6 protein-coding genes are annotated in these 12,534 nt (G+C 66.7%); 1 reads left to right on the forward strand and 5 read right to left on the reverse strand.

All coding sequences use genetic code 11. The features are described 5' to 3' along the window. Window positions 1–138: 138 nt before the first annotated feature. The 5 genes from K5658_RS10195 to K5658_RS10215 form a co-directional block, all read right to left on the reverse strand. A complete protein-coding gene (locus tag K5658_RS10195) occupies window positions 139–1,767 on the reverse strand; it encodes a hypothetical protein (protein WP_221066814.1) in 1,629 nt (542 codons plus the stop codon). A gap of 631 nt (window positions 1,768–2,398) precedes the next feature. Continuing rightward, the gene (locus K5658_RS10200) at window positions 2,399–4,390 is read right to left on the reverse strand and encodes a PKD domain-containing protein (protein ID WP_221066815.1); all 1,992 of its coding nucleotides are present in this window, start codon (window positions 4,388–4,390) and stop codon (window positions 2,399–2,401) included. Beyond that, window positions 4,387–7,221: a PKD domain-containing protein gene (locus K5658_RS10205; protein ID WP_221066816.1), complete on the reverse strand. Its 2,835-nt coding sequence runs from the start codon at window positions 7,219–7,221 to the stop codon at window positions 4,387–4,389. The genes K5658_RS10200 and K5658_RS10205 overlap by 4 nt, the downstream gene beginning before the upstream one ends. 28 nt (window positions 7,222–7,249) lie before the next feature. Then, complete coding sequence (locus K5658_RS10210) at window positions 7,250–7,921, reverse strand: helix-turn-helix domain-containing protein (RefSeq protein WP_221066817.1); 672 nt, start codon at window positions 7,919–7,921, stop codon at window positions 7,250–7,252. 301 nt (window positions 7,922–8,222) lie between these two features. After that, window positions 8,223–8,435, reverse strand: coding sequence for a YezD family protein (locus K5658_RS10215; RefSeq protein ID WP_221066818.1), 213 nt, complete (start codon window positions 8,433–8,435; stop codon window positions 8,223–8,225). Window positions 8,436–8,899: 464 nt separating this feature from the next. Here K5658_RS10215 and K5658_RS10220 point away from each other — a divergent pair, with 464 nt between their 5' ends. Continuing rightward, the gene (locus K5658_RS10220; RefSeq protein WP_221066819.1) at window positions 8,900–12,529 is read left to right on the forward strand and encodes a PAS domain S-box protein; all 3,630 of its coding nucleotides are present in this window, start codon (window positions 8,900–8,902) and stop codon (window positions 12,527–12,529) included. The last annotated feature ends 5 nt before the right edge of the window (window positions 12,530–12,534 follow it).

Here is a 12,534-nt window from a genome sequence, read left to right on the forward strand (position 1 = left end):
TTCACCTGGTGTCGGCTGGCCTGGGCCATTCGGTTTCCGTTATCGATGGGGTGTCGCCGGTGCTGGGGACCGGCGGTCCATGGGGATGCGGGTGGGGGGCGGAAGCCCGCCCCCCGGTCCTGCCTTGGGTGGGTCTCCTTAGGGAAGCTTCACCGTGCCCAGCTTCGCGCCGTTGACGACCGGCAGCAGCCAGTCGTTCAACGCGCCATTGACATGGGTGTAGGGGATGATCGGGTTGTTGGGATCGAAGGCCGCGCTGAGGGTCTTGACGCTGGAATCGGTGCTGACGCCGAACAGGCCGGTCGCGCCGATGGCGCTGTTCAGCTGGGCGTTGACCTGGGCGGCGGCGCTGGGCGAACCCAGGACGGCGGCCAGCTTCTTGAGGATCAGCAGCTTGTCGCCGGTGGGGATCAGGCCGGTGAAGGTCGTGGTCGCGCCGGTATAGGTTTTACGCCATTGCAGGGTTTGTTCCGCCCACAGCGGGTAGCCGCCGATATGGATGTTCGCCAGGGTCGGGGCATAGTTGTCGATGCGGACGTAGCGGTAGTCCTTGGCGTAGCTCGGGTTCCAGTCGGTGCTTTGCTCGGCCACGCCCCAGCGCTTGGGCGGGGTGCCGCCGGAAACGGCGGGCGGGTTCAGGCCGCTGACATTGGTGCCGTTCTGCCAGTCCAGCAAGACCTGTTCTTGCTGGGAAGCGCCCGGTGCCTGGGTGACATAGGGCAGGGCCAAGGGGTTCAACAGGGTCGGTTGGCTGGCCGGCGGGAAGGCGCTGGCGAGGGTGGGATAGTTCAGGAGCTTGGCGCTGAAGGCGGCACCGACCGCGGCCCCCTTGTTGCGGTTGCCCACGCTGACCGGGGAGACGGCGCTGGAGCCGCTGCCGACCTGGTCGGGCAGGGTGATGCCGTTGGCCGAGGCGATCTCCGGCAGGGTTTTCCCGACCCCGGCCGAGTTGAATACCACCACGCTATTCCAGGACTTGATCTTGCCGGCGATGAGCGAGGCCGCGAACTGGCGGGTCAGGGTCGGGATGCGGGCCGCTTGGTCATACGAGCCCAAGGGGGTGGTGGAGGGCAGGGTGCCGCTATAAATCTGGGCCGCCTGCAACACCTTGTAGAAATCCTTGGTCACGGCCAGGCCATAGGTCAAGCCGCCCGCCGGGGTGACGGCGAGGCGCGCGCTCACTTCGCTAGGCACGGTTTCCGTGGTGCTGAACACATCGCCCACCCCGGTGCCGGACGGTTGCGGGTAGTTGCCGCCGGTCAGGATGCTCGGGTTCACGCCGGTGATGCCCGCGTCGGCATACTGGCCGGTCTGGGTGCCCGAGACCACGTAGCGGTTGTTGGTGGCGTCGAAGGTCCAGGAATTGGCCGGGGTGAAATCCAACTGCTTCACGGTCGGGGGCGGGTCTTGGATCAAGGGGATCACGCCATAGCCCGCCCCGCCGTTGGAACGCTTGTAGATGAGGACGTTGACCGAGGAACTGGACAGGCCCGGCACCTTGCTGGTGTTGGTGGTGAAGAAATAGGCGCGGTATTTGGCACCGTTGGGGTTGCCGTTGTCGTAGTAGATGTCCAGGGTGCCGGGGGCGGCGAGGTTGTCGGCGATGAGCTTGTCCAGGGCGGGGTCTTGCGCGGCCCCGCCGGCCAGATAGATGGTGTGGGCCGCGTCGGGCAGCGGGGTGGTGGGCGGCAGGGCGAGGGCGCTTTGCGCTCCCACCAAAAGACCCACCGCCACCGCCGATTGCTTCAGGCCGTTGCTTTGTTTCATAGTGATTCCTCGATGTTTTCCAAGGCCCAGGCTACCGGGCCGTCAATATCTCGATTAAGTCGAACCAATCAGTATGCGCCCAGGAATCTTGGGGAGCTTGCCGCTCATTGATAATCCCTTGTTGAAACCTTTTTATGGTTTCTGTTTTTTCCTGTTCAAAGCGCTTCTAGCCGCCAAGGGGGTCCACCGTTGAAAATCGGAGCTGGGGTCTTGGCTCGGTTTATAATATAAAAGCCTAAAAACCAGTCGGCCAAGAATTTCGGGTTATAAACATAGTTGGTCCGGTGGGTTATCCAGTTTGATTGTCTGTCTGTCCAATATAATGGATTAATATCGCATGCCGGGTTGTCCAGGGTATTTCCGGTGCGGGGCCTATAAAATTATCTACACACCCGGTTCGATCTGAAGCCGATGTTTCGGCAGGGATGGCGAACGTGCCGAATCCACCGCTATGGCTTGATCCGCGCCGCCCTGCGAACCGCGAAACCTTGCCGTCCGTGGCCTGGATTCCGGCGTTCCCTGCCGGAGTGATGTAAAAGCGGTTGCGCGAACCTATTCGATAATCCCGGCATCACGGGGCATGGGAATGTCCCGGCCTGTATTCCCACGTGGAATTTAAGGGCGATGTTGTTTAGCCGCCGGGTATGGTCTGCACGGAGATATTCGACACCTCGTCGCAACTCGCGGGATTTTTAATATCCTGGCACGCCTGGATCACCCCTTGCCGGGTAATATCGCGCTTGCCGGGTTTCCAAAGGTAGGTGCCTTTTTTCAGGGAAACCCGCGCCAAGGGTTTGAAACGCCGTCCGTCGGGAGAGAATCTCAAGGCGACCTTGGCTTTGTTCCCCAATTGGAAACCGGTGATGGCGATGGTTTGGGCGCGGCCCGCCAGCCAGGTGGTCGGGGCGTTCAGGACCACGCCGGGGCCGGCTTTCACCTGGACCTCGGTCGAGGCGTCGGCTCCGAGCCCGTCGGCCACGATCAACTTGAAGCGGTAGATGCCGGGGGCGGCGGCGGTGAAACGGGCCACGGCGGCATCGGCGGGATCGGGCCGGGCCGTGGTCGGGCCCGCGAGCGGAATCCAGGCGTAGACCAGGGCGTCGCCGTCGGGATCGCTGCTGCCGCTGCCGTCCAGCACCACGGCGGCTCCTTGGCCGACGCGGGCGTCGGCGCTGGCCCGCGCCACCGGGGCGTGGTTGGGGTCCACCGTGATGGCGGCGGTGGCGCTGGCGCTGGCCCCGTGGTTGTCGATGACGGTGAGCTTGAAGACGTAAGCGCCCACCACCTCGGCTTTGAACCGGGCGCTGGCGCTATCGGCCCCGTTCAAGACCGGCGTGGCCGGTCCCGAAACCCATTCCCAGCGGTAGGCCAGGCTGTCGCCCGCGTCGGGGTCGGTGCTGGTGCCGCCGTCCAATGTGACCAGGGTGCCGGTGTTGACCGTGGCCTGGGCGGGGGTGGCGTTTGCCACCGGCGGATGGTTGACCGGGGGCGTGATGGTCACGGTGACGCTGGCCGAGGCGCTGGCCCCGTGGTTGTCGGTGACGGTCAGGCTGAAGCTGTAATTGCCGATGGCCGTGGCCTTGAAGCTGGCGGTGGCGGTGTCCGCCCCACCCAGGTTGACCGTGGCGGGACCGCCGGTCTGGGTCCAGGCATAGCTCAGGGTGTTGTTGCGGTCGGGGTCGGTGCTGGCGCTGCCGTCCAGGGCGACCGGGGTGCCGGTGACCGCCGTATCGGGGGCCGCGATCTTGGGTTCGGGCGGGTGGTTGGTCGGCGGGGGCGGGGGTTCGCCGCCCGCCGGGACGTAGACCAATTGTCCGCCCTGGGTCAGTTGGATGGTGCCGAGCGGGGTGATGGCGTTGGGGTTGCCGGGTTGGAGCGAGGGATTGGTGATCCAGAACACTTGGCCCTCGGTGCCCGCGCCCGCGATGGCGGTGTTGCCGGTGCCGTCGGCGTTGCCCACGACGATCCCGGAACCGCCCAGATTGTTCCATGAGGCGGCATCCCAGGCGGCGGCGTCGTCCGGGCCGATCAGGACGGTGTCCGTGCCCGCGGTGGGGGTGGCCCCCGCTCCGGCCAGGGCGGTGTTCACCGCGTTCCAATAGGACTGGACGCCGTTGTTCAGGGTGTTGTTGATGTCGTTGACATCGGTGCTGAAGATGTCGGCCGCCGTGCCGGACACGACCAGGCCCCATTGCGCGTTGCCGTCGATGGAATCGTCGAAGGGCAGTTCCACGCCGTTCTGGTCGAGGTTGGCCTTGCCGTTGTCCGGGTTCTGGTAGAGGGCGTAGGCGGCGACCAGGTTGAAGGTCAGCGGGTCTTGGCTGATGGCGAGGTAGTTGGGATCGGCGGACAGGTCGAACTGCGGGACCGTGGTGCCTTTCACCAAATCGGAATAGCGCCAATGGGTGTTGACCAGCAGGGTCTTGCCCTGGTTGGGGGAAGCGCCGGTGGCGGTATCGACGATGACCACCAGCGTATCGCCCGGGCTCGGGAGGCCGGAGGTGCCGAGGGTGACGCCATCGTTCAAGGTGTTGGCCGTCGCGGTCCCGGCGAGGGTCCAGCAGAACGCGCCGGTCAGGAGGCCGGTCCAGCGGTATTTCATGGGTGGGGTGTCCGCGGTCATGGGTGGGCCGCCGCGACTTCGATGTCCACGCTGTCGCAGACGGGTTGCTTGGAACCGAGCGGGGCGCAGACCTGGAGGATGCCCTGGGCGGCGATGTGCTGCTTGGCCGGTTTCCAGCGGTAGCGGCCTTTGGCCACGGTGGCGCTGCCCAGCACTTGGAAACGTCCGCCGTTCTTGGAGAAACGCAGCTTGGCCTTGGTTTGGCCCTTGAGGCCCAACCCCTGGAACGTCACGGTCTGGGCTTGGCCGACCCGCCAGGCCGTGGGCGCCTGGGTGAAGGCGATACCCGGTCCCGGCGCGGTCGCCGTGATTTGCACGTCGGCCTCGGAGGCCAGCCCCGCGCTGTCGGTGACGGCCAGTTTGAAGGCATAGGTGCCCGCGCCGCCCGCGATGAAGATGGGCCGCCCGGTGTCGGTGCTGCTCAGGGTGGTGGCCGGTCCCGACACCTGGGTCCAGCGGTAGGCGAGGCTGTCGCCCACGTCCGGGTCGGCGCTGGCGCTGCCGTCCAGGGCCACCACCGCGCCGACCTCGACCGTTGCCGGGGCGGTCGCGGCCGCGGTCGGGGCGTGGTTGACCGGGGCGTCCACCGTGACCTTGACCGTGGCTAGCGCGGCCAGCCCTTGCGGATCGGCGACCTCGAGTTGGAAGACATAATCGCCCGGTTTCGTGGCGCCGAAGCTGGCGGTGGCGGCATCGGCCCCGCCCAGGTTCACGGCCACCGGGCCGGAGAGCTGGCTCCAGTGGTAGCTGAGGCTATCGCCTTCGGGATCGGCGCTGGCTCCGCCGTTCAAGGCCACCACCGCGCCGGGGTCCACGGTTTGGTCCGGGCCGGGATTGGCGCTGGGCGCTTGGTTGCGGTGCTTGACCTGGATATCCACCGCCCCGGCCGCGCTGGCCGCGCCATCGGCATCGGTCACGACCAGGGAGAAGCGATAGGTTTGGTCGCCCAGCGCGGTCGGGGTGGTGAAGCTGGGTTTTTGCGCGGTGGGATCGCTGAGGCTGATCCCGTCCGGGGCGGTCCAGCGATAGGCCAGGGTGGCGGTCTGGCCGCTGTCGGGATCGCTGCTGGCGGAACCGTCCAGGGTCACGCGCTCGCCTTCGTCCACGGTCTGGGTGCCGCCGGCGTTGGCGGTGGGGGCGCGGTTGCGGTGTTTGACGGCGATGTCCACGCTGGCGGGGGCGCTGGCCGCGCCTTGGCTGTCGGTGACGACCAGGGTGAAGCGATAGCTGGCGTCGGCGTTGCCGGTCGGGGCGGTGAAGCTGGGTTTCTGCGCCGTGGGGTCGCCGAGGCTTAGTCCTGCCGGGGCGGTCCATTGATAGGTCAGGGTGGCGGTCTGGCCGGTGTCGGGGTCGCTGCTGGCGGAGCCGTCCAGGGTCACGCTATCGCCTTCGTTGACGCTCTGGGCGCTGCCGGCGTTGGCGGTGGGGGCGCGGTTGATATGGCGCACCAGGACCGCCACCGTGGCCGGGGCGCTGGCCGCGCCTTGGCTGTCGGTGACGACTAGGGTGAAGTTATAGGTCCGGTCGGCGTCGGCGGTCGGGGCGGTGAAGCTGGGTTTCCGCGCCGTGGGATCACTGAGGGCTATCCCCGCCGGGGCGGTCCATTGATAGGTCAGGGTCGCGGTCTGGCCGGTGTCGGGGTCGCTGCTGCCGGAGCCATCCAGGGTCACGCTATCGCCTTCCTTCGCCACCGCGGGCTGGGCGATCTGGGCGGTGGGCGCGTGGTTGCTGAGGTGCTGGACGGTGATGGCGACCGTGGCCGGGGCGCTGGCGGTGCCGGCGGGATCGGTCACGACCAGGGTGAAGGTGTAGACCCGGTCGGCATCGGCCACCGGGGCGGTGAAGCTGGGTTTCTGGGCGGTCGGATCGCTGAGGCTGATCCCGTCAGGGGCGGTCCATCGATAGCCGAGCTGGGCCGTCTGGCCGCTGTCGGGGTCGCTGCTGGCGGAGCCGTCCAGGGTCACGTCCGCGCCTTCGTTCACCGTTTGCGCGGGGCCGGCGTCGGCGGTGGGGGCGTGGTTGGCACCGGCGGCGGAATAGCTCAGGACGCCCGCCGCCGAGAGTTGCAGCGTGCCCAGCACGGCGACCGCGTTGGGATTGCTGGGATCGAGCGAGGGGTTGGTGATCCAATACAGCTTGGCGATATCGCCGACGCCGTTGACGGTGCTGGCGTCGGGAGTCAGTCCCAGTCCCGTGCCGCCGAAATTGCCGCTCCAACTGGCGCCCCAATCGGCGGCGTCGCCCGGATCGACCAGGACCGTATCCGGTCCCGAGTCCTCGGTGGCCCCGATCCCGGCCAGGTCGGCGTTCACGTTGTTCCAATAGGTCTGGACACCGCTCAGCAGTGAATTGTTGAGGTCGTTGACATCGTGGCTGAACGCGGCTTCGTCGTGGCCGCTGGCGACGATGCCCCAGGGCGCGTTGTTCGGCACCCCGTCGTCGAAGGGGAAGGTGGCGCCGTCCCGGTCGAGGTTGGCCTTGCCGCTGTCGGGGTCCAGGTAGAGTCCATACGCCCCCACCACGTTGTATTGCAGGGCGTCGCCCTGGATGGCCTGGAAATCCGGGTTGGCCGACAGGTCCAACGGGACCACGGCCACGCCGTTCACCAAGTCGGCGTAGCTCCAGCGGGTGTTCACCAACAGGGTTTTGCCCGCGTTGGGGGAATCGCCGGGCCCGGCGTCGAAAATCGCCAGCAACACCGTGCCGGGGCTGGGGGTGTTGGGATTGGGGTTGCCGAACACCCCCAGGCCCAGGCCGTCGTTCAGGGTGTTGGCGGTCGCGTCCTGGCCGAACGCCACGCATCCGGCCAAGGCCCAAGCCTTCAAATTCATCGGGCGCACTGTGTTTCCTGAGGGTCGTTCATACGGGGGGTAGGGGGCGGTAGCGGGGTTCGGCATAGGCCATCACCAGATAGAACCGCGCTTCGGCCGGGCCGGGATTGCGGTAGCTGCGCGGCAGGTCCGCCGCGAAGCAGATCGCGTCGCCGGCGGAGAGCGGATACCGCTTTTGTTCGATGAGCAGTTCCAACTGGCCCTGGCAGACCGCCAGATTGGCCCTGGAGCCTTGGGGATGGGGTTCCGCCTCCTCGCTGGCCCAGGCGTCCAGGGTCGATTCGTAGAACTCGACCTTGCCGGCCATGTCCGGGGTGAACAGCGCCCGCGAGCGCAGCCATCCCGAAGGCGAGGACACGATGCGGGCCTGGCCGGCCGCGATGGTGCGCGGACCTTCCTGCATGTCGCGGTTGAGCAGGGCGGAGATCGGCACGTCCAGGGCGCGGGCGATCTTCCACAGCACGGTGATGGTGGGGACGCTGCGGCTCAGTTCGATCTGGCCCAGCATGGCCCGGCTCACCTTGGCGAGCCGCCCGAACTGTTCCAGGGACCAGCCCCGTTGCTTGCGGAAACGGCGCAGGTTGTCGCCGATCACCCCGGCGAGTTCGGTTTCCTGCCCGGCCGCCGCCGATGGGGCGGGTGTCCATTCGCTGGGCGGGGTCCGCGCCGGGGTGTCCGACCCTATGGCCGAGGCTTCCATCAAGCCCGCCTCCCGCCGCCGGTAAGCGTCGGTGTCGGGCCGGGGCCGGGAGGGGCGGGGATACGGGTCTGCATGGGGAGGCTCCTGCGTCGGGGGTCGGTACGTACTACTACGCAGGCAGCGTGCCAAGATGAAAAAGCTTTGATAACAGAGGCTTGCGAGGTTTTACCGGAGGGGTGCTGTTGCCCTGGCAGCAGGGGTCTGCTGATTCGCTGTTGATCTGGGAACAGTTGCGGGGGCGGGGGGCGCTGTCGTCGGCGTGGTGGGCGGGGCCGGGCGACAGCGTCGCGGGGGCGGGGGGTTATGTCGGGGACGGCGCGATCTTCGGGCCCAGGCCGGGAACGGCGTCGCGGCCTGGGTAAAGCCGTTGCCTGCGTTCGATTTGGACCACCCGGCCTTCGTGGACGATCACTTCGAGGGTGCCGGAATCGATGCCGCGCAGGGCTTGCTGTAGATGGTCGAGCAGGGTGTCCTGGGTCGGCTTGTAGGGGTGGGAGGAGGGTTTGGACGCCATGGGGAATACTCCGGTGATGGGATGGATCGGCGGTCATCATGGCAAAGCCATAGCCTGCTGGAAAGAATAATTCGGCGTTTATTTATTCCAGAGGGATGGGATAAGAAATCCCTTTATCGGTTGGGCGGGGATAGGGCGTATAAATCCGGTATCCAGGATATTTTTCCGTGTTAGAAGAAAATTATCGGCGGACCGGGCTGGAATGGCTTTCCGCTTGCGGCGCGGGCCAAACGGGGATTTTGGCTGGGGCGGGCACCCGGGTCCGGCCAGCATTCCAAGGCCATCTCGCCTATGCTGGAGGCCAGGGACGTCCGATGCAATCGCTGGAAGGCATGGGCCGGCGGGGCCTTAGACCAGCAAAAGGTGGGCGGTGCCGTCCTGCGAAGCCTTGCGCCATGGCAGGACTGGCGGTATCCGGGGGAGGATCGCCGCACTGGATCAACAATAATCTCCGGGACCGAGAAATGTCAGACCCGATTTTCAATCCGTTCTCCCTGGGCGGTTTCATACCGCATGGCTATTGCCTGAATTGGTCGCCGTGGCTGCTATGGACCATGGCCTTGAGCGACGCCGTTATTTTCGTCTCCTACCTGTCCCTGCCGGTCGCCCTGGGGTATTTCGCGCGGCACCGCGCCGACTTCCCCTATACGCGGCTGCTCTGGCTGTTCGTGGCGTTCATCCTGGCTTGCGGCATGACCCATCTGATGGGGGCGGTCGTTTTGTGGAAACCGCTCTACTGGCTGGAAGCCTTGTTCAGGGCCATCACCGCCGGGGTTTCCGCCTTGACGGCCGGGATGCTGTGGCCTTTGATGCCGCATCTGCTCAGGTTCCCCAGCCGCTCCGCCCTCCAGGAGGCGAACGAACGGCTCCGGCAGGAAATCGCCGAGCGGGGCCGGGCCGAGGCGGCCCTGATGGAGGCCAAGGCGCTGCTGGAGCGCGGCCTCGCGGCGGAGCGCATGCAGATGGCCGCCATCGTCGAATCCTCCGGCGACGCTATCATCGGTATCGACCTGGACGGGACCATCACCAGCTGGAACGCCGCCGCCGAGAGGATTTTCGGCTATGCCGCCGGGGAGGCCATCGGCCAGCCGTTCCGCATGTTGGTTCCCCCCGAATGGGCCGGCTGGGACGGCGAGGCCCTGCGCCGCATCCTCGCCGGGGAAACCATCCAGAACTACGAGACCGCGCTGCTGCATAGAAGCGGGCGCTGGATCGATATTTCCAAGACCCTCTCGCCGATCCGGGACGGCCAGGGGCGGGTGGTCGGGCTCTCCCGCATCCTCCGCGATATCACCGAGCGCAAACGGGCCGAGGCGGCGCTGGCCGAGAGCGAGGCGCTGCTGCGCCTGTTCATCGAGCATAGCCCGGTCGCCCTGGCGATGTTCGACCGCGAGATGCGCTATATCGCCGCCAGCCAGCGCTGGATGGCGGATTACGATTTGGGGGACCGGGACATCATGGGCCGATCCCACTACGAAATCTTCCCGGACCTCCCCGAACACTGGAAGGCCGCCCACCGCCGCGGTTTGGCGGGCGAGGTGGTCCGTATCGACGAGGACCGTTTTTTGCGCCGGGACGGCAAGACGCTGTGGTCCTGCTGGGAAGTCCGGCCCTGGAGCCGGAGCAGCGGCGCGGCGGCGGGCATCATCATCTTCAGCGACGACATCACCGACCGGAAACTCGCGGAGGAATCTTTGCGGGCGAGCCAGCGCAAATTGCTGCAAGCCCAGTACATCGCGGGGATGGGCGATTTCGAATGGGATATCGGGAGCAACGCGGTCTCCTGGTCGGATGGCATGTACCACCTGCTGGGCTACGAACCCGGCGAAGCCATCGACTACGCCAAGATCAACGCCAGTATCCACCATCCCGACGATTTGGCGCGGGTGATGCGCTGGCTGCACGAGGGCATCGCTTCCGGGACGGATACCCTCGCCCCCCACGAACACCGCCTGATCCGCAAGGACGGGACGGTCATCCATGTCCAGGCCAACGGCTGGATCGTCCGGCAGGGCGGCAAGGCCGCCAAGCTGTACGGTACCTGCCTCGACATCACCGGGCGCAAACAGGCCGAGGAACGGCTGCGGAAGCTGTCCTTGGCGGTGGAGCAAAGCCCCGTCAGCGTGGTGATTACCAACACCGGCGCCGAGATCGAGTACGTCAACGAGGCCTTCGTCAAGGTGACCGGCTATACCCGCGAGGAAGCCCTGGGGCAGAATCCGCGCATCCTCCAATCGGGCAAGACGCCCCGCGCGCATTTCGAGGCGCTGTGGAAAGTGCTGCGCCAAGGCCGGTCCTGGCATGGGGAATTCGTCAACAAGCGCAAGGATGGCGTCGAATACACCGAAACGGTGGTCATCGCGCCCCTCCGCCAAGCCGACGGGCGGATCACCCATTATGTGGCGGTCAAGGAAGATATCACCGACAAAAAACGCGCCTTCAACGAACTGGAGCGCTATCGCTGCAAGCTGGAGGAACTCGTTTCCGAGCGGACCGCGCAACTCGAAGAGGCGCGGCGGCAGGCCGAGGTCGCCAACCAGGCCAAGAGCGTGTTCCTGGCCAATATGAGCCACGAAATCCGCACGCCCTTGAACGCCATCCTGGGCCTGGTCCATACCTTGCGGCGCGACCAGCCCACGCCCGGGCAGGCCGATCGGCTGGGCAAGGTCGATGCCGCCTCCCGCCACCTGCTCGGCATCATCAACGATATCCTCGACATCTCCAAGATCGAGGCGGGCCGCTTGCAACTGGAGAAGGTCGATTTCCCCCTGGGGGCCGTCCTGGAGCATGTGCGTTCCTTGATCGCCGACCAGGCGCGGGCCAAGGGGCTGGATTTGAAGGTGGATGGCGATAGCGTGCCCTTGTGGTTGGTGGGCGATCCGACCCGGCTGCGCCAGGCCCTGCTCAACTACGCCGGGAACGCGGTCAAATTCACCGAGGCGGGTTCCATCGCCCTGCGGGCCGTCCTCCTGGAGCAGGACGCCCAGGGCTTGCTGGTGCGCTTCGAGGTGGAGGACACCGGCATCGGCATCGCGCCGCAGGAATTGCCCAGGCTGTTCGGCGCATTCGAGCAGGCCGATGCCTCCACCACCCGCAAGCACGGCGGGACCGGCCTGGGGCTGGCCATCACCCAGCGCCTGGCGCGGCTGATGGGCGGCGAGGCGGGCGCGGAAAGCCAGCCGGGCCGGGGGAGCCGGTTCTGGTTCACGGCCAGGCTGGAGCGGGGGCGGGAAGGCGCGCCCTTGGATGCCAGGGTTCCCTTGGAGCAGGCCGAGGCCGAATTGCGCAGGAAACACCTGGGCGCGAGATTGCTGCTGGCGGAGGACAATGCCATCAACCGCGAAGTCGCCATCGAACTGCTGCAACGCGCCGGGCTGGCGGTCGATATCGCGCTCGACGGGCGCCAGGCGGTGGAGAAGGCGGGTGCCTATCCCTACGACCTCATCCTCATGGATATGCAAATGCCGGAAATGGATGGTTTGGAGGCGACCCGCGCGATCCGCGCCTTGCCCGGCCACCGGGAGGTCCCCATCGTCGCCATGACCGCCAACGCCTTCGACGAGCATCGCCGCAACTGCCTGGACGCGGAGATGAACGACTTCGTGGCCAAGCCGGTGGACCCGGAAATCCTCTACGCCATCCTGCTCAAATGGCTGCCGCCCGCCGCCCCGAGGCCGGTATCCGCGCCCGCTGGCGGCGCCGTCCCGTGGGGCCGGGACGGCCTGGAGCGGCGGCTCGCGGCGATTCCGGGGTTCGACGCCGCGTTCGGCTTCGCCAGCGTGCAAGGCAACACCGGCATGTATCTCCGCCTGCTGGGGATGTTCGTGCAATATCATGGCACCGACCCGGAGTGCTGCGCCCGCTATATGGCCCAGGGCGATCTCGCCGGTCTCGGGCGGCTGGCCCATACCTTGAAAGGATCGGCTGGGGCTTTGGGGGCGAAGCGGGTGCAGGAACTGGCAGGCGGCTTGAACGAGGCCATCCGCCACGGGGTGGAGGGGGCGGAAATCGGCCGGCGTTGCGCCACGCTCCGGGAGGAATTGACCGTGTTGCTGGCGGCTTTCCAGGACGTGCTGGCGTCGCTGGAACATTGATCCAG

The sequence above is a fragment of the Methylomagnum ishizawai genome (assembly GCF_019670005.1).
Lineage (GTDB): Bacteria > Pseudomonadota > Gammaproteobacteria > Methylococcales > Methylococcaceae > Methylomagnum > Methylomagnum ishizawai.